The following is an 18,191-nucleotide window of genomic DNA, read 5'->3' as shown; positions in this document are numbered from 1 at the left end:
TTTTATTTCCTCTTCGATTTTATCACCTTTGAGGGATATTCATAAACATTTCATATATCATGTATTTTCAACTATTCATGCTTTTTCTTATTTTTTGGCATGCATATTAATTCTCTTAATTCGATGTCAAAAAATGTATTCATATTTGATGGCCGGATTACAACTGCAGAATCAGCACCCCTGCTACTTCCACCGATTGCAATAATTTCTTTTTTCGTTGAAACAAGTCCTGCATCAGCCGCCATTACCGTTACTTCATAACATACCTTAACACCCTGTCCGAGTGTTTTTAGAGTTTGTGCAATAACTTCTACAGGCCCATATCCGCCAAATCTTTTTGAAATTCCCCTTTCAACACCACTTAACGCATGAGTTCCGCTAAATACTGTTGCTCCTCTTTTTTCAAGGTCTTTTTTGACATTTTCAGGCATTGCTACAACATCAGGTCCAGAAAATCCCTGATGGTATGTTACAACAACCACATTTACATTTAAATTTTCTTTTTCTAGCATATCAAGGAGTATTTTTGCAGTTTCACCATAAGATGAAGCAATGACAATGTCAGAAATTCCAAGTTTTGCCCGTTCTATCGCATATTTTAGTGTATTTTCCGTATTTTCAACTCCGGCATATTCAAAATACTCTGTCACATTTTCACCTATTTTTATTTTAAAGGATACTCCATTAAATCTTCTGCAATTAAAACATGAATTTCCGGATTTTCTGATTTAAATTCAACAATTTCACTTTCAAAAGCATCTATATTATCATATCGCGCAGATATGTGGGTTAATAGTACCGTACTAACCCCTGAAAGTTTTGCAATATTTAATGCATCTGTTGCTGTTGAATGGAGCGTTTCTTTTGCGTTTCTTTCCATTGTTTTGTCAAATGTAGCTTCATGAATTAATGTATTACATTTTAATTCTTTCAAAAATTCTGCAAACTCGTTTAACGGAATAGTATCCCCACTGTATCCAACACATATTCCTTTTTTTGGAGGGAGTGATACATCTTCTGGAGTAATTATTTTTCCATTGAGTTCGACATTAAAACCATCTTTTAACCGTTTTAAATCAGGCCCGATTTCAATCCCCAATTTTTTAACTTTTTCCAAATCCATTCTTGGTTTTTTAACCTGTTTGAATACGTATGCAAGTGCAGGAACTGAATGGACTACAGGATAACTGAAAACTTCGTAATTATTCGTTGAAATAATTTTTTCAGGCGTTTTAGAAGAAATTTCATAAACATTTATTGGATAATCAATCGAGTGGTACCCAACACCCATGATATGTTCAATCATTTTCGCCGTTTCTGATGGACCATAAATGTTTAATGTTTTTTTCCGACCCTGAAATGCAATCGATTGTAATAATCCAGGAAGCCCAAGCACGTGGTCGCCGTGAAGGTGTGTAATAAATATATTATTAATTTTCATCGGAGATACATCTGTAAAAATAATCTGTCTTTGTGTATTTTCACCACAATCAAACAAAAATATTTCCCCATCGAATTTAAGGGAAATTGAAGGGTGTGCTCTGTATTTTGTAGGTATTGCAGCCCCGGTTCCAAGAAAAGTTATTTTCATATTTTCACATATATTTTATCAAATTACTTTAAATTAAATTGTTTATCAATTCATTTGCATCATTTTCATCTATTTCGTCTACCCATTTGCAAACGTCGCGACTCCAGTCATTCATAGTTTTTTTAATCTTTTCTTTGACGTCTAAGAAAGGAACAGCTTCGTATTTGTAGTAATAACCGCCTTCTTTAATATTTATCTGTTTTCTAAGGATAAGGCCAGCATTCATCAGACTTTGCGCTGATCTTTGAATTGTGCTTCTCTCCCTATTTAGTGATTCTGCAATTTCGTTTATTTTTGCAGGTTTACACCTTAAAATTTCGAAATAGACTGCAACATCAAATGCTTTCAGTCCAAACACGCAACACATAATTGTTTCAAGTGTAAATGTGTTGCAGGGCATATTAAGTACCAGTTTGCTCATTGCACCACCAAAGAATATAATCTATGAGTTCCATTATATAGTGTGAATTCAAAATAATAGACTGCATTAAAATAATATAAATAAGACATTTCACGCTAGTTCATAAATACGGCGGATGTGTCACAAATACACATTTCTTTATTTTAATTATATATTAATCTATCGAAAAAGAGAGGGGAACGTTTATGAAAGTAAAAGAGTTAATGAACCCGACAATTTTTACCATTGACAGTGAAAAAAGTCTTTTTGAGGCATTTAAAGTAATGAACCATAAGGGCGTTAAAAGGGTTTTTGTAAGGATAGATGAAAATATCGATGGAGTTATAACTTACAGGGATTTGGCGCATCTGTTCTTTGAAAAAGGGGTTTTTGAATTAATGGATGTAACTCTAAAAGATGTTTCTACAAAAGAAATATTAACGATAGATGAAAATGCAGATGTGACACATGCCGCACAGATGATGCTCCATGCAGATGTATCTGGCCTTTTGGTAATCGATGAACAAAAAAATGCAGTTGGAGTTATATCTCAAACGGACATACTTCGAGCACTCGTTAAAGGATAAAAATAAGGTGTATTATGGATTTTTACCAATTTGCAGAATATATTGTACTTAACTATGGATATTTCGGAATATTTTTAATTGCATTTACTGAGGCAGTTATCCAGCCAATTCTACCAGATATATTTATTATTGGCGCATCGGCTTTCGGATTAGATTCCGTAACTTGCGCCCTTGTAGCTTCTTTTGGATCACTTACTGGCGGATATACGGGTTATTTTCTTGGAAAAAAACTTGGAACAAATGTATTTTTGAAAATTTTCAAAGAAAAATATTTTATTAAAGGAAAAGCATTTTTCGAAAAATTTGGTGTATGGGATGTTGCAATTGCAGGCTTTACCCCGATTCCGTACAAGGTTTTTGCATGGCTTGCAGGAATATTCAAAATGAATCTTGTTTCATTTGGTGCGGGAACCCTTCTTGGAAGGATTCCTAGGTTTTTACTTGTAGCATATTTTGGATACAGTTTAGGACTGTTATTTGGCCTTCACACACCATAATTTAATTAAAAAAATGATTTGAAAAAAAATATAATTTAAATTATTACATTCCTAAAATTTCCCTATCTTCCGTATTTTCAAGCATTACCGAAATATTTAAAAAATCTTCAGCCCATTGTGAACTCTGGGTAAACGAATAAACGATATCATTTTTTATCCAGTACATTGTAAATATTGCCAATTTTCCGATATATTTATCAAAAGATCTTATTTTATTGTTAAATTCGACGATTTTTTCATCAGAATCGGTTGTTGGAATTATATTTGAAATGATGTGTGCATCTTTAAAAATCTCTTCTCTAAAAAATATTATCGATGCTTTTTCAAAAATTGCGATTTTCAAAAAATCTTTCCAGTTATCTCCTTCCCAAATTATATTAGGTAAATCCTCAGGAACGTCCTGAGTTGGGTAAACCTGAAGTTCATTTTCTATTAGATACTTTTTTATTTCCAGGCTTTCTGTTAAATCCATAAAATCCCCCATAATGGTAATTAAAAAATAAATTATGAATGTATTATAATTTCATTTTTTTCAAAACTTCTGCAACTCTCTTTCCAGTATTTCTCGAAGTTTCGAGTCCAACAGTATCTTCTTTTGTATCTTCTGGAGATTTTCCCCGACCTGTTCCCCCATAGTGTGCGGTAGGAGCGCTATCCCCTACAACAATCATTGATTGTATAAGGTAAAAGTCGTGAATCTGTCTTATAGTAGTTTCCTGACCGCCGTTTCTTGAAGCACCAACTGAAATTGCAGCACCAACTTTGTATTTTAATTTAAAACCTGCCCTAAGGGGTCTTGACCTATCGATTAACATCTTTGTCTGTGAAGAAACCCCTCCAAAGTAAACTGGAGATCCGATAATTATGCCATCAGCATCTTCGATTTTTTCCAAAATTTCTTCCATATCATCTACGATAATACATCCTTCATCTTTTTTACACATATCGCATGCAATGCAAGGATTTAACTCAAGACCTGAGAGTGAAATAAATTCTGTTTCAAAACCTTCATTTTCGGCAGCTTTTAACGCTTCTTTTACGAGGGTACTCGTATTCCCGTTTTTTCTTGGTGAACCGCTTATTCCAAGTATCTTCAAAAAAATCGCCTCTTCGCTAATATCTTGTTAAAAATTAAAAAAAACTTTAATGAAAAATAGAATAAATGCTTATCGGTTATCTTTTTGATTTAAGTTCTAAAAGGGAAATTCCGCCAACGCCGACATTTTCATCCGCATTTTCCTTTATAAATACGATAAATTTTTCTTCGGGCAGTCCAATTATTTCGCTTGCAGCTTTTGTAAATTCTTTAATTAATTTTTCTTTCTGCTCGTTATTTACTAATCCAGCTTCTATTGTTATTACGGGCATTTTTTTTCACCAGATTTTAGTTTTAATGGTTATTAGTGATAATTAAAGTTCATATACTGATTTTGCTTTTAAAATTACAACTGATGGATCCATTAATCCGGTTTCAACCACATTTGAACAGGATGCATAGCCTAAAAGTTCCACCTGCACTTTACCAACTATTGATTCTATTTCATCACAGCTTCTCGAATATCCGTTCTGATTATTAATAGAGATATTCTTCACCTGGACAATCAATCCCTCAGTTCCGGAAATTACGTCTTCTTTTGAAACATTTGTAATAAATAAGAAATCTCCAACATTTGAAGATTCTAATGCTAACAAATTACAAATATTTTTCAAACTTAACGTTTTAACGTGGTTTTTTACAATTTCAGAAATTGCATAAGGTCCCACTCCCGTCAAAGCTAATGCTTTCATGATATCACTTTTTTAGTTTTACATATACATAGGATTTTCAGTTTTTGGCTTTGACATTAATTTTGCATGTTCTTTTGCAAGGCTTTTCATTTTTTCTTCGATACTTTCAGCTTCTTTTATCAGTTCTTCAGTATCTGCATTCAGATTATATTTTTTATTTAAATTTTCAATTATTTTAGAAGCTCCTCGAGGGTCAGGCCTTAGACCGACCGTTTCGGTAATTAAACATGCAGATGGAATATCCCTGTCATTACAGCACTTCATAAGTGCTCCTGAAATTCCCCCAATAATTCCAAGTTGCAGTGCAGGAATTTCTTCATCCTTAACCGAATTCAGGATTTTTTCAGACGATGAAACCCAGAATGATTTTTCAGGAGTCATCGACGCAAATCCTTCCAGTGTTACAACCATTTTTGGATTTATTTCTTTTAAACGGTCAGATATCATAATTGACATAGGATATACTAATTCAGGAGGAATCATTACATCTGAAAAAAATATTACTAAATCATCGCGAGCATAAACCCTAACCGGAGGGTATGCAATTCCTTCTTCAACAATCATTATTTCTGGAAGCATCGGGTCTTCAATGTACCCCACATATTCCATTTTTAGGTTTTTTAAAAGATGGTATGAAGCAATGCTTCCAACAAGGCCAATTCCTGGAAAACCACTAATTACGAGAGGTTCTTTATACTTTATTTCTTTTTTAGAAACATATTCCATAATTATCCCCCGAATTGATAATGACACATTTAAATATGTTTTCAGGGTTATATAAATCATACTAATCATGTTAGCGTGAAAAAAATGGATGCACTAATCATGGCGGGCGGAAAAGGAACGCGGCTAAAAGAAAACGTGGAAAAACCAATTTTAAACATCTGCGAAAAACCGATGATCGATTATGTTATCGACTCCCTTTTAAACTCCAAAATCGAAAAAATATATGTCGCAGTATCAATTCATACCCCTAAAACAAAAGAATATTTGGAAAAAAAATATCGTTTAGACCGAAATTATAATCCAAAGATAGATATAATTTGTACTTCGGGAACAAATTATGTCGATGACCTAAATGAATGTATGGAATTTTTTAAAGAACCATTTTTAATTTTATCAAGCGACATCCCCACAATTAAGCCGAAAGTTATTAATAGTATAATACAGGATTATCTATTTGTTAACAATTCTTGTAATCGCATAGAGTCCTTTTGTGTAGTCACAAAAGATGATGACTATGTTGGAACGCCCTCGATTAATATGGGCGGATACATACCTTTAGGTATCAATATATTAACTCCAAAACATGGTGAACAGACCGAAATTCTCCATGTTATTAAAGATATTATTGTAAATGTCAATACTCTCTCCGATAAAAAACTGGTTGAAACTTTAATTAATAAGGTGATTGAATGAAATTATCCTTTAAATCATTAAATGGCAGATCCATAGTTGGCAGTTTAGGTAGCATCATCGGTACCGTTGATGATATCGTAATTGATGAAAAAACAGGTAGAATAATTTCATTAAATATTGAACCTTCAGAACAAAGCCCTGTTTCCCCCTCATCAGAAAACTATACTTTCGTTCCATACAGAACAGTAACTGCAATTAGAGACGTTGTTGTTATTGACGAATCAAAGATAAATGCTAAAGCTTAAATTATTTCCCATACTATTTTTAAAAATGATTTACCAAAATACCCATATCATATGGTGGTTTTAATGAAATTTACAAAAATGCACGGCTTAGGCAATGATTATATCTACGTAGATGCAATTTCACAAAAAATTGAAAATCCAAACGAAATTTCAAAATTTGTAAGCGACAGGCACTTTGGAATCGGTTCAGACGGACTTGTATTAATTCTCCCATCAGATGTAGCCGATTTTAAAATGAGGATGTTTAATTCAGATGGTTCAGAAGCTGAAATGTGTGGTAATGCAATTAGATGCGTTGGAAAGTTCGTTTATGATAAAAAAATGACCGATAAATCAACAATAACTATTGAAACACTCGCGGGAATAAAAGTTCTCGAAATGACTGTTGAAAACGGTAAAGTAGTTTTAGTAAAAGTTGATATGGGAGAACCAATCTTAAAAGCAGAAGAAATTCCTGTTTTAAGTGAAAAACATCCTGTAATTGATGAAGAAATTACTGCAAAAGATTACAGCTACTATTTCACCTGTGTTTCAATGGGAAACCCACATGCAATAACATATATCGAAAATGTAAGCGAATTCCCGCTTGAAAAAATAGGACCTTTATTTGAAATCCACGAAAAATTCCCAAGAAAAACAAATGTCGAGTTTGTTGAATTAATTGATAAAAATACTGTTAAAATGAGAGTTTGGGAAAGAGGAGCTGGCGAAACACTCGCATGCGGAACTGGCGCTTGTGCAGTTTTAGTGGCATCAATTTTAAAAGGATACGTTGGTAGGAAATCAACAGTCAAACTTCTCGGTGGAGATTTAATAATTGAATGGAATGAAAACGATAACCACATTTACATGACAGGTCCTGCAACAACCGTCTTTGAAGGAGAAATTGACATTTAATTAATATTTAGAAATTAAATTAAAAAAAGTTTAAAATTTTATTTTTTCAATTAAGTATTCTTCAAAAAATTTATTAATTTCCTTTTTAGAATATCCGTGTTTTTTTGCAACTGCATAGACCATTTTTTCGCTTCCGCTACCATACTGTGCTGCTTTTTTTGGCCGTTGTGCAATATAATCTGGAACATATTTTGAAGCAATGTCTCTTAATATCTTTTTTCTTGGCTCTTCAATTTTATATTCGACAGGAATTGAAAGTCCTACATCAATTACAAACTTATCTAAGAAAGGAACCCTTAATTCAACACCGTTTGCCATCGTACAATGATCATCCCTTTCAAGATTGACTTTGTGAATATCAAAGACATCTGAAATTATTGATTTTTTAAGGCCTTCTTCTCCTTTTTCGTTTAAAATTCTCTGGTATCTATTGTAGCCTGCAAATAATTCATCTGCACCCTGGCCTGAAAGTACTACCTTTATTCCGTCTTCTTTTGCCATTTCTGAAGCTGCAAATATCGGAATTCCAACACTTAACTTCATTACATCGAGTTCATCTATTGCTTTTGCAACTTTTATAACGTATTCTTCAAATTCATCTTCTAAAATTATTTTTTTTCTAAAGTTAAGCCCCATGTCTTTTGCAGCCCTTTCAGCATATATTAAATCTTCAGAATTCTCTGAACCCACGGAATAAAGTGTAACATCGCAGTTTTCAGATGCAAGTTTTGAGATAAGGGTACTGTCAACACCGCCAGAATATATTATTCCAACGCGTTCGAGTCCGTTTACTCTTTTTAAAACCGAATCTAAAATTGTAGTTTCAAGTTCATTTTTACACAATTCATAATCATTTTCTTCGAAATAATCGGGATTTACTTTTTCAAGGTCTTCTTCAATATACCATGAATTTTCATCTAATTCATAAACAAGCCTTGAATTTGGATTAAGCCGTGATATATCGTAATTAAAAGCGCTTTTGTAATCCATTTCATTAATTTCCATTAATAAGTAGTAAAGAGCCTTTTTTTCTGATGCAAACGCAAAATATTCATCCATATCAATATAATAAAGCGGTTTTACGCCCATTAAATCTCTTCTTAGTTCAATAATATTTTTTTCTTTATCGTAAATTGCGTAGGCGTAATCACCATCTAAAACATCAACGAGTTCATCCTCATAGGCATGAATAATTGCCTCAGAATCAGTATCAGTTTTAAATTCGTGTTCTACTGAGAGTTCGTCCCTCAATTCAACGTGATTGTAAATTTCACCGTTACAGATAATCCAAATAGATTCGTCAGTATTTGGAATCGGCTGAACCGCAGTTCCCACGATAGCAAGCCTGTTGTGGCCCATTGCCATTCGAGAAATTGTTTCAGTATTTTCGGTAATATCATCAAAATTTTCAAAATAGAGAACTTCATCATCAAACATCATTCCAGAATAATCCGGACCCCGATGCTTTAATATTTTCATCATGTTTATAACATGTTTTTGGATATTTTTCAGCAGACTACGGCTCCCCGAGCCCTCCTCGTCCTTTGCTATAATTCCACTTATCGAACACATTTCTACTCACATTTATCTTTAAAAAAGTAATTTTTATTAATATTAATATTTCTTAATATATGTAGTTTAAATACTTAATCCTCGATTGCAGATTTATTATAAAATAGCACCGCTTGCGTCTCTTTTGTATTTTCCAAATTCACTTACAAACTTAAGTTTATCGCTCCAAAATACAGGGCCATCTTTACAGACACAGAGTCCTTCATCATCAACAGCACACTGGCCACAAATTCCAATTCCACATTTCATGTATCTTTCAAGTGAAACTTGGATTGGAATATTATTTTGTTCTGCAATCTCTACAACTTTTTTCATCATTATTTCTGGACCGCACGTAATTACCATGTCAAATTTTTCTTCCAAAAGTAATTCTAACATTTTTTCAGTTGTAAATCCACCAAATCCAAAACTGCAGTCATCTGTGCACGCAAAAGTTTTCCCGCATTTTTCAAATCTATCCAAAAATAAAAGTTCATCTTTGGTTCTTCCCCCAATAACCGAAGTGATTTCAACACCCAATTTAGAAAACGCTTCAACTGCTGAAATAACTGGAGCACTTCCAATTCCGCCTGCAACTGCAAGAATTTTAGTGCCGATACACTCAAAATTATTTCCATAAGGGCCCCTTATCCCCAAAAGGTCTCCTTTTTTTAACGAGTGAATTTTTTCAGTAAATTTACCTACCTTTGCAATACTGATTGAATTTTTACTTGAAAATCCGAATGGTTTTTCATCAATTTCAGGAAGCCACACCATTGCAAACTGGCCAGGTTTAAAATCAAACTCATTGTCGAGTAAAAAAGTTTTTACTGTTGGACTTTCGTCTATTACATCAATTATTTTACACATAACTGGTTTTTCCATAATAATCACTAAAAAAAGTTAAATTAAAAATTTAAGTTCCTTCTTTCCAGTCGCTTAAATACTTTCTCTGTTCAGGAGAGAGTTCATCAATATCTGCACCCATTGAATGTAATTTTAAAAGTGCAATTTTAAAATCTTGCTCATAAGGTATTTCGTATACCTCATTTTCAAGTTTTCCCTTGTTTTCTTTAATGAATTTTGCACTTAATGCCTGATTTGCAAAACTCATGTCCATTACTTCACAAGGGTGTCCATCTGCACATGCAAGATTTACAAGTCTTCCTTCACCAAGCAAGTATATCTTTTTATTTCCAAGGTCGTATTCTTCAATATTGAATCTTACTTCTTTTACGGATTTTGAAAGTTCTTTTAGATCATTTTTATTAATTTCATTGTCGAAATGTCCAGCATTTGATAAAACAGCGCCATCTTTCATTAATAAAAAGTGTTCCATTCTTAAAATATCTTTACAGCCAGTTGTTGTTACAAAAATATCTCCAATTTTTGCAGCTTCTTCCATTTTTAATACTGTAAATCCATCCATTTTAGCTTCTAATGCTCGAATAGGATTTACTTCAGTAATAATAACATTTGCACCATGTCCTGCAGCTCTTGATGCAACTCCTCTTCCGCACCAGCCGTATCCACCAACTACAACATTTTTACCTGCAATTAACAGGTTTGTAGTTCTTATGATTCCGTCCATTGCACTTTGACCTGTTCCATACCTGTTATCAAAGAGGTGTTTTGTATAAGCATCATTTACATTTACAACAGGGAATTTTAACGCTCCTTCTTCCGCCATTGATTTTAATCTAATTATTCCAGTCGTAGTTTCTTCACAACCGCCCATTATTTTTCCGATTAATTCCGTCCTTTCGGTGTGAATTAAAAATATTAAATCTGCACCATCATCGATAACGATATCAGGGTTTGAATCGAGAACCTTGTTTAAATTTTCGTAGTATTCTTCGTTGGTTTCTCCACGCCATGCATAAACTTCCATTCCTTTTTCAACACATGCTGCTGCAACATCATCTTGTGTAGAAAGTGGATTACATCCGGTAATCACAATTTTTGCACCGCCTTTTAGGAGTGTTTCTGCTAAAATTGCAGTTTTAGCTTCTAAATGCAGTGCCATTCCAATTGTAAGTCCTTCAAAAGGTTTATCGTTTTTAAATTCTTCCGCTATACGACAAAGAACAGGCATATGTCGTTTTGCCCATTCCATTTTCAGGTGCCCACTTGGAGCAAGACTCATGTCCTTAACATTACTCACTGTTTCACCATAATTATAAAAAATCTTTAGCAAATTCTTTAGCAAATCATATTCGGTTTCATACAATATAAATTTTAGTAAGAAATCTCTATTCTTTACATTCCTTTTTATATAATTTTACCAGATTTCTATTTGATTTTTTATAATTATTATAAGGGAAAAACATGAAACTAAAAAAGAAATTTCTAGAAAAGTCAAAAAAAGTTGCAGAAGAACGTATCAATATATTGATGAATCAGGCTGAAAAAGAATCAAACTCTGGAAAAACTGAGCGTTCAAAAAATTACGTACTTTTGGGCAAAAAAATTGCAATGCGAATGAGAATGCCCTATCCAAAAGAATGGAAAAGAAGGATTTGTAAAAATTGCGGTTCTTTTTTAATATATGGTAAAAATGCAAGAGTAAGAACAAAAGCAAAAAATTACCCGCACGTTGTAATTACCTGCCTTGATTGCAACAGTATTACAAGAATTCCAATAAAAACGGCAAAAAAATAAAAATATTTTTTGAACAATACGTAAATTTTTAGTAATAAACATAATTACCTACACAAAAACAATATAGTATATAATCGGCAAAAAAATTCTTACATTATATGGAGCCGATAATCATGGAAGTTTTTGATAGTAGCGTTGAGCGATTCGAAAAAATAAAAGAAAATCAGCAAAACCAAGATAGCGATTTTAAAAATAATATTAATGATAACGAAAATTCCGAAGATTTATATAATACTGAAGAATTTACGTGCGAAGAACCTGATTTTCCAGAGTCTGAATATGATAACCCTGAAAATGAGGACTTTGAATCTCTTGCTTATAATCTAAAAAATTCGATGAACAATATTTTCAACAAAATCAAACTCGCAATGGATAAACCAGCGGTTTCGATTGAAAAAATTGAAAAAGGCTCTGAAGGAAACAATAATTTACTAGAATCAATTAATAATAAACTGGATATATTAATAGCTTCAAATAATGAACAGACATCTAAATTAGATGTAATTACTTCAGAAATCGATAACGTATTATCAAGTATTGATAACAATTCTGAAAAAATAATCGACGCATTGGATGCCCAAGATGTCAAAATTTCAGGACTTTTAAACCTTCTTCAGGAAATTTACGAAGGAGTGCAGGACATAAAATATATTTTAAAAGAGTTTACTCCTGAAAATATAGACAGAGCTTCTGGTGTTGTAGATAATTTAAAATGTAAAATTGATAGTTATATGGACAATATTAACGAAAAAGCGGAAGCTTAGGTGGAAATATGGTTAAAGTAGCAGTTACAGGAGCACTCGGTAGAATGGGAAGTGGAATTATAAAAACAATTACTGAAACTGATGGATTAGATGTAGTTGCAGCAATTGATATTCCAAATCACCCAAAAAAAGGTCAAGATGTTGGGGAATTAACGGGCCTTGGAAAAATTGGTGTAGCCTTAAGTACTTCAGACGAACTTGAAGTTGTTTTAAAAGAATCTGGTGCAGAAGTATTAGTTGATTTTACTGCAGCAGCGCCTTGTGTTCAAACCGCAAAAACAGCGAGCAAACTTGGAGTAAATTTAGTTATTGGAACTACTGGATTTACGCCTGAACAGAGAGCTGAAATGGAAGATGCAATTTCAAAAAACAAAGTTGCTGCAACCATTTCACAAAACTATGCAGTTGGTGTAAATATATTCTTTAAAACCCTTGAACTTTTAGCACAAAAACTCGGGGATTACGATATCGAAATTCTTGAAATGCACCACAAATTCAAAAAAGATGCACCAAGCGGAACTGCATTAAGAGCTGCTGAAATTATTCAAAACAACTTAAACAGAGACTCCAACGTAATCTACGGAAGAGAAGGAATGACTGGAGAAAGAACAAAAGAAGAAATCTGTATCCACGCGTTAAGAGGCGGAGATATTGTTGGAGACCACAGCGTAATATTCACAACAGAAGGAGAAAGGCTTGAACTTTCACACAGGGTAACCAGCAGACAGTCCCTCGTTTCAGGAGCAGTCCTTGCAATTAAATTTGTTGCTCAAAAGAAAGAAGGTATTTACAATACTTTTGATGTTTTAGACCTTAATTAGGTGAAATTTTGAAAGAATTTATAATTAAAGCTAACAAAGCCGTAACTAATGGTGAAATTAACTTAAAAGATCTTCCAGGAAGTTCTGGAAGATTGGATTTGCTATGTCGCTGTGTAAACAGCGCATTTTTTCTTTCTCACGATATGAGAAGAGATACTATTTTTTACAGTGTTAACTATGGATCTCCAAACCCTCCAGTTGCACTGAAATTCGTTGGAAGTGAATTAAAAAGAGTCAGTCCTGATGAAAGGAGTATTGCACTTTTTATCAAAAAAGCACTTGAAAAAGATGCTTCTGAACTCTGGAAAGAAAGTACTTCTGGAATATATTCTTCTAAACGTGAATTTAGAGATATTATTCTGGAAAAGAAAAATGAAGGAAAACGAATTTTTTACCTCCACTTAAACGGAAAACCACTTGAAGATTTTGAATTTAAAGATGACGAAGATTTTTTATTCGTACTTGGCGACCATATCGGAATTGGCGATAAGGACGAAGAATTTTTGGAAGAACTTGGTGCAGAAAAAATATCGCTGTCGCCTTTAGAATTACATGCCGATCACTGCATAATTCTTGTTCATAATATATTAGATAGGTTAAAATGAGGTTTTTAGCATGGATGATGTTCCAAAAGTAGTAGTTTTCAAATTAGCAAGCAATGAATATTGTTTAAGAGTAACTGGTGTGAGAGAAGTTTTAAAATTGCAAGATATTACTTCAATTCCAAATACGCCTGATTACATTGTTGGAGTTACAAACATTCGTGGCGAAATAATGCCCATCATTGATCTAAGAAGAAAATTAAATCTTTTTGAAGATTTAGGCGACGAAGGCGTTGATGAAAAGCTTGTAATGGTTGTAGAAATTGATGGCGTTCCAATTGGAATATTGGTCGACTCCGTAAGTGACGTAATGCAGATTTCAGCTGAACAGATCGAAGACATTGAAGGAATCAAGAAAAATGCAAGCGGAGAATACATTGAAGGCATTGCAAAAATTGGAAATAGATTAATCATTATTCTTGATATCAAAAATTTAATTGACCCGCAAGAATTTTAAATAACCTAAAAAAATCCCCTAATTACCAAAAACAAGTGAAAACATGAGTAAAATAAAGGTTCTGATTGTAGATGATTCAGCATTTATGAGGAAGGTTTTAGAAGACATTTTAAAATCCGATGACGAAATAGAAGTTGTTGCTACCGCAAAAGATGGAAAGGAAGCATTCGAGCTTGTGAAAAAATTAGAACCAAATGTAATTACCATGGATGTTGAAATGCCGATCATGAATGGAATTGATGCTACAAAACAGATCATGGCATACAAACCTACCCCCATACTCATGCTTTCCGCAGTAACAAAACAGGGCTCAGAAGCTACATTAAAAGCACTGGATAATGGCGCAGTTGATTTTATAGAAAAGCCTTCAGGTTCTGTTTCACTGGATATTAGAAAAATCGGGGAAAAAATAATTAAACAGGTTAAAAATGCTTCAAAATCTAAAGTAAGAATTAAATCATCTCGAATTTTAGAAACTATTAAAAAAGAAAAACAGGCGGAAAGCAGTACTCCAAAACCGCAGGTTGAAAAAACTTCTGGACTTTCTCCTGAAAAATTAAATGATACTGCAATATTAATAGGCTCTTCAACAGGTGGGCCACCAGTGGTTTCAAGCATAATTTCGAATATTCCTAAAAACACACCTCCAATTTTTATAGTTCAACACATGCCTAAAGGATTTACCCGTGTTTTTGCCGAAAGGATGAACAATAATTCAGCAATTACCGTTAAAGAAGCAGAACATGGTGAAATTGTAAAACCCGACCATGCTTACGTTGCACCAGGCGATTCCCAAATGGTTCTTCAAAAAAGAGGTGGCAATGTATACATCATAATTGATGAAAATATGCCAAAAATCCATGGAACGAAACCAACCGTGGATGTAACTGCCGAATACGTCACAAAATATTATGGAAAAAACACAATTGGCGTACTTTTAACAGGTATCGGAAGAGATGGTGCAAACGGGCTAAAAATGGTAAAAAATAAGGGCGGATATACCATTGCACAAAATCAAGACACATGTGTTATTTACGGCATGCCCAAAACAGCAATCGAAATGAATGTAGTCGATAAAGTTATGGATCCAATAGATATTCCTTTAGAAATCATTAAATTCGCCAAAAAAATAGGGGGCTGATACCATGGACGATATGGAACAGTATAAAGAACTATTCATGACTGAAGCGGAAGAACATTTGCAATCATTAAATCAAAATATGGTTGAACTTGAAAACTGCCCTGAAGACTCTGAAAGAATTATCAACATGATCTTCAGGTCTGCACACACGTTGAAAGGGTCAGCAAGAACACTGGGATTTGAACATATATCCTCATTAACTCACCACATGGAAGATATTTTGGACTACATCCGGGATGGAAAAATAAAAGTAAATCCTGAAATAGTTGATTTACTCTTCAAATGCCTCGATGCTCTTGAAACAATGGTTTCAGAAGTTAGCGATGGAGAAGATACAACAAGTGTTGATGTGGATTCACTCGTTGAGGTAATTAAATCTGTTAAAGAGAAGTATCTTTCTGGAGAAAACCCTAAAGAAGATCCTTTAGATTGTAGTGATCCTAATGAAGTTGCTAAAAAACAGGTTGAAGAAAAAACTGTTAACAATATCTCGTCCAATTCAGGTTCTATCCATTTAGTAGATGAATCCTCAATCATACTTATCGAAGGACAATCTAATAATTTTGTAGTTGAAAAACCTGAAAACTTAGACAGTGTTTTAAATCAAATGCATGAATCAGCTTCCGCACTTCTAACAATCCTTGATGCCCTCGAATACAGTGAATTAAAAGATACTGTAAAAAATATCGATGAACTCTCAACTGCAATGCTAAATGAAACTGTTGCAATAACTGAAAATTCACTTTCAGTTCTAAAATCAGCACTTTCAACAATGCAACAGATTGCAAAAGTAGTTGAAACAGGATCCAGTTCTAACTACGACTATTCAGAATTAAATGAAAAAATTTCAATTACATTATCAGAAACTGTTGGCGAATCAGTAGATGATAAAGAGATCATTTTGGACCATACCATATTCAATTTAGAAGAAGTTTCCAAAGAATTAATTTCTGAAATAAATGAAAATAAAAAAATTTACCATGTAAAATCAAAAGTTGTTGAAGACTGCCTGTTAAAAGCAGTTCGGTTAACAATGGTGCTTTCTAAATTAAAAGAAATTGGAACCATAATAGCATCAGTTCCTGCAGAAGAAAACTTTTTATCAAGTGGTTCTAGAGAACTGGATGTTTTAATCTCAACTGATTTGGACAGTATAGATATTTTAGATTCAGTATGTGAAATGGAATATGTGGTATCAACAGAAGTCAAATTTGAACTTGAAACAACAGTAAATCAAGTTGCTGATGCAGAAGTTCTAGAAAAAGAAAAAAGTTTGGAAACACTTGCAAAATTCAAAATTAATATTAAAATAGATGAAGAATGTCTATTAAAAGCCGTTAGAGCATACATGGTCATTAAAGATTTGAAGGAAAAAGGAAATGTTTTGGAAACCGAACCTCCTGAAGAAAAAATACAGGAAGGAAATCTCGGCGGAAACACAGTTACAATTTATTACGATAGCGATGAATCAGAAGATGATATAAAAGAAATAATCTCAAAAACTCCTGAAATAACTGAATTTTTGGTAAATGTTCAAAAAAATACCAATAATTCAAAGGACAATACAAAAATTAAAAATACGGTAGATGCTACTTCAAAAAAACAGGCTGAAAATTCTTCATCTAAAAAGTCGCAGACTGTAAGGGTAAACATTGAAAAACTCGATAAATTGATGAATTTAGTCGGTGAGGTTGTAATAAACCGAGCAAACTTTACCCAAATTGCTACGAAATACGATTTAAAAGAACTCCATAATGCAGTTGGAAGACTCAACATGCTTGCAACAGAACTTCAAGAAGAAGTAATGGGTATGAGGATGATCCCGGTTGCATTTGTATTCAATAGATTCCCAAGAACCGTAAGGGATACTGCAAAAGCGCTCGACAAAGAAATTGATTTTGAAATAGAGGGTTCAGATATTGAACTGGATAGAACTGTTCTCGACGAACTTGCAGAACCTTTAACTCACCTGATTAGAAATTCTCTCGATCACGGTATTGAACATGCAGATGAAAGAATAAAATTAGGAAAACCTGAAAAAGGGATTTTAAAATTAATTGCAACAAGACAGAGAGATAGAGTAAATATTATAATTAGGGATGATGGTAAGGGAATAGACCCTGATGCAATGCGTAAAAAAGCATTTGAAAAAGGACTCTATTCAAAAGAAGAAGCTGAAAAATTAACCGATAACGAAGCTGTTAATGTTATCTTCCTTCCAGGATTCAGCACCGCGGAAGTTGTATCCGACGTTTCCGGACGTGGCGTAGGAATGGACGTTGTAAGGTCAAAAATTGAATCACTTGGAGGTAGCGTTACAGTAAATTCCGAAGTTGGAAAAGGTACAGAAATAACCCTGCATCTTCCATTAACAATGGCAATCATACAGACCCTGTTAATCCGCTTAAATGAGCATATCTATGCACTGCCATTGACGAGCGTTTTAGATGTTATTTCAGTTGAAAAAGAACAGATTAAAAATTTAGAAGGGCAGGAAGCAATAATTTACAGAAACCATATCTTGCCTGTAATCTGGCTGAAAGATGCATTGAATACATCAGGATTTTCCGATTCCGACGACCTCTATGTTGTAGTTGTCGAGAAAAATAAAGGAAAAGTTGGAATGATCCTTGATGAAGTTATTGGAAGGGATGAAATAGTTGTAAAACCACTCACAGGAATACTTAAAAATATTAATGGACTTGCTGGAGCTACAATATTAGGGGATGGTCGCGTAGCGTTGATATTAGATTTAAACAACATTTAGGAC

The 18,191-nt window shown here is 33.5% G+C and carries 23 protein-coding genes; 12 read left to right on the top strand and 11 right to left on the bottom strand.

Features of this window, described 5'->3' with window-relative positions; genetic code table 11:
- Window positions 1-71: 71 nt before the first annotated feature.
- From MMJJ_RS00435 to MMJJ_RS00425, 3 genes are read right to left on the bottom strand one after another with little or no spacing between them, the layout of a single operon-like run.
- On the bottom strand, window positions 72-650 hold the full coding sequence (locus MMJJ_RS00435; protein ID WP_104837187.1) for a pyruvate kinase alpha/beta domain-containing protein: 579 nt from the start codon (window positions 648-650) through the stop codon (window positions 72-74).
- Between the two features lie 14 nt (window positions 651-664).
- Window positions 665-1,591, bottom strand: coding sequence for a ribonuclease Z (gene rnz, locus MMJJ_RS00430; protein WP_104837186.1), 927 nt, complete (start codon window positions 1,589-1,591; stop codon window positions 665-667).
- 28 nt (window positions 1,592-1,619) lie between these two features.
- Window positions 1,620-2,012 (bottom strand): helix-turn-helix domain-containing protein, encoded by a 393-nt coding sequence (locus MMJJ_RS00425; RefSeq protein ID WP_104837185.1) that lies wholly within the window; start codon window positions 2,010-2,012, stop codon window positions 1,620-1,622.
- Between the two features lie 185 nt (window positions 2,013-2,197).
- Between MMJJ_RS00425 and MMJJ_RS00420 the strand changes: the two genes are divergently transcribed.
- Together MMJJ_RS00420 and MMJJ_RS00415 are read left to right on the top strand one after the other, a co-directional pair.
- Window positions 2,198-2,578, top strand: coding sequence for a CBS domain-containing protein (locus tag MMJJ_RS00420; RefSeq protein ID WP_011170852.1), 381 nt, complete (start codon window positions 2,198-2,200; stop codon window positions 2,576-2,578).
- 14 nt (window positions 2,579-2,592) lie between these two features.
- On the top strand, window positions 2,593-3,075 hold the full coding sequence (locus tag MMJJ_RS00415; protein ID WP_104837184.1) for a YqaA family protein: 483 nt from the start codon (window positions 2,593-2,595) through the stop codon (window positions 3,073-3,075).
- A 43-nt stretch (window positions 3,076-3,118) separates the two neighbouring features.
- Here the strand turns inward: MMJJ_RS00415 and MMJJ_RS00410 are convergent, their stop codons facing one another.
- The 5 genes from MMJJ_RS00410 to MMJJ_RS00390 form a co-directional block, all read right to left on the bottom strand.
- Window positions 3,119-3,547 carry a hypothetical protein gene (locus tag MMJJ_RS00410; protein WP_104837183.1) on the bottom strand — a complete coding sequence of 143 codons (429 nt, stop codon included), beginning with the start codon at window positions 3,545-3,547 and terminating at the stop codon, window positions 3,119-3,121.
- A 43-nt stretch (window positions 3,548-3,590) separates the two neighbouring features.
- On the bottom strand, window positions 3,591-4,172 hold the full coding sequence (locus MMJJ_RS00405) for a flavodoxin family protein (RefSeq protein ID WP_104837182.1): 582 nt from the start codon (window positions 4,170-4,172) through the stop codon (window positions 3,591-3,593).
- Window positions 4,173-4,248: 76 nt separating this feature from the next.
- A complete protein-coding gene (gene dmpI, locus MMJJ_RS00400; protein WP_104837181.1) occupies window positions 4,249-4,443 on the bottom strand; it encodes a 4-oxalocrotonate tautomerase DmpI in 195 nt (64 codons plus the stop codon).
- A gap of 42 nt (window positions 4,444-4,485) precedes the next feature.
- Entirely contained in the window at window positions 4,486-4,863 is a 378-nt protein-coding gene (locus tag MMJJ_RS00395; protein ID WP_104837180.1) for a DUF473 domain-containing protein, read from the bottom strand.
- 18 nt (window positions 4,864-4,881) lie between these two features.
- On the bottom strand, window positions 4,882-5,589 hold the full coding sequence (locus MMJJ_RS00390) for a proteasome assembly chaperone family protein (protein WP_104837179.1): 708 nt from the start codon (window positions 5,587-5,589) through the stop codon (window positions 4,882-4,884).
- Between the two features lie 84 nt (window positions 5,590-5,673).
- Here MMJJ_RS00390 and cobY point away from each other — a divergent pair, with 84 nt between their 5' ends.
- The 3 genes from cobY to dapF all read left to right on the top strand — a co-directional run bounded on the left by cobY (window position 5,674) and on the right by dapF (window position 7,424).
- Complete coding sequence (gene cobY, locus MMJJ_RS00385) at window positions 5,674-6,282, top strand: adenosylcobinamide-phosphate guanylyltransferase (protein ID WP_104837178.1); 609 nt, start codon at window positions 5,674-5,676, stop codon at window positions 6,280-6,282.
- Window positions 6,279-6,527 carry a PRC-barrel domain-containing protein gene (locus MMJJ_RS00380; RefSeq protein WP_104837177.1) on the top strand — a complete coding sequence of 83 codons (249 nt, stop codon included), beginning with the start codon at window positions 6,279-6,281 and terminating at the stop codon, window positions 6,525-6,527. Before cobY ends, MMJJ_RS00380 begins: the two co-directional genes overlap by 4 nt.
- A gap of 63 nt (window positions 6,528-6,590) precedes the next feature.
- Window positions 6,591-7,424: a diaminopimelate epimerase gene (dapF, locus tag MMJJ_RS00375; RefSeq protein ID WP_104837176.1), complete on the top strand. Its 834-nt coding sequence runs from the start codon at window positions 6,591-6,593 to the stop codon at window positions 7,422-7,424.
- A 30-nt stretch (window positions 7,425-7,454) separates the two neighbouring features.
- Here dapF and asnB read toward each other — a convergent pair whose 3' ends face one another.
- The 3 genes from asnB to MMJJ_RS00360 all read right to left on the bottom strand — a co-directional run bounded on the left by asnB (window position 7,455) and on the right by MMJJ_RS00360 (window position 11,139).
- Window positions 7,455-8,996 (bottom strand): asparagine synthase (glutamine-hydrolyzing), encoded by a 1,542-nt coding sequence (gene asnB / locus MMJJ_RS00370; protein ID WP_104837175.1) that lies wholly within the window; start codon window positions 8,994-8,996, stop codon window positions 7,455-7,457.
- Window positions 8,997-9,092: 96 nt separating this feature from the next.
- Window positions 9,093-9,860 carry a dihydroorotate dehydrogenase electron transfer subunit gene (locus MMJJ_RS00365; protein WP_104837174.1) on the bottom strand — a complete coding sequence of 256 codons (768 nt, stop codon included), beginning with the start codon at window positions 9,858-9,860 and terminating at the stop codon, window positions 9,093-9,095.
- A gap of 31 nt (window positions 9,861-9,891) precedes the next feature.
- Entirely contained in the window at window positions 9,892-11,139 is a 1,248-nt protein-coding gene (locus MMJJ_RS00360) for an adenosylhomocysteinase (RefSeq protein ID WP_104837173.1), read from the bottom strand.
- 164 nt (window positions 11,140-11,303) lie between these two features.
- On the opposite strand from MMJJ_RS00360, the gene MMJJ_RS00355 reads away from it, so the two are divergent.
- The 7 genes from MMJJ_RS00355 (at window position 11,304) to MMJJ_RS00325 (ending at window position 18,188) form a co-directional block, all read left to right on the top strand.
- Window positions 11,304-11,636: a ribonuclease P protein component 4 gene (locus MMJJ_RS00355; RefSeq protein WP_104837172.1), complete on the top strand. Its 333-nt coding sequence runs from the start codon at window positions 11,304-11,306 to the stop codon at window positions 11,634-11,636.
- A 113-nt stretch (window positions 11,637-11,749) separates the two neighbouring features.
- The gene (locus MMJJ_RS00350) at window positions 11,750-12,400 is read left to right on the top strand and encodes a phage infection protein (protein WP_104837171.1); all 651 of its coding nucleotides are present in this window, start codon (window positions 11,750-11,752) and stop codon (window positions 12,398-12,400) included.
- 8 nt (window positions 12,401-12,408) lie between these two features.
- The gene (gene dapB / locus MMJJ_RS00345) at window positions 12,409-13,221 is read left to right on the top strand and encodes a 4-hydroxy-tetrahydrodipicolinate reductase (protein WP_104837170.1); all 813 of its coding nucleotides are present in this window, start codon (window positions 12,409-12,411) and stop codon (window positions 13,219-13,221) included.
- 8 nt (window positions 13,222-13,229) lie between these two features.
- Entirely contained in the window at window positions 13,230-13,826 is a 597-nt protein-coding gene (trmY, locus tag MMJJ_RS00340) for a tRNA (pseudouridine(54)-N(1))-methyltransferase TrmY (RefSeq protein WP_104837169.1), read from the top strand.
- Window positions 13,827-13,836: 10 nt separating this feature from the next.
- Window positions 13,837-14,280 (top strand): chemotaxis protein CheW, encoded by a 444-nt coding sequence (locus MMJJ_RS00335; RefSeq protein ID WP_013999368.1) that lies wholly within the window; start codon window positions 13,837-13,839, stop codon window positions 14,278-14,280.
- A gap of 43 nt (window positions 14,281-14,323) precedes the next feature.
- Window positions 14,324-15,421, top strand: a complete 1,098-nt coding sequence (locus MMJJ_RS00330) for a protein-glutamate methylesterase/protein-glutamine glutaminase (RefSeq protein ID WP_104837168.1) — start codon at window positions 14,324-14,326, stop codon at window positions 15,419-15,421.
- 4 nt (window positions 15,422-15,425) lie between these two features.
- Window positions 15,426-18,188 carry a chemotaxis protein CheA gene (locus MMJJ_RS00325; protein WP_104837167.1) on the top strand — a complete coding sequence of 921 codons (2,763 nt, stop codon included), beginning with the start codon at window positions 15,426-15,428 and terminating at the stop codon, window positions 18,186-18,188.
- Window positions 18,189-18,191: the final 3 nt, after the last annotated feature.

It is taken from the genome of Methanococcus maripaludis, from assembly GCF_002945325.1.
GTDB lineage: Archaea > AGJL01 > Methanococci > Methanococcales > Methanococcaceae > Methanococcus > Methanococcus maripaludis.
This window is presented reverse-complemented; position numbering and strand designations above follow the sequence as displayed.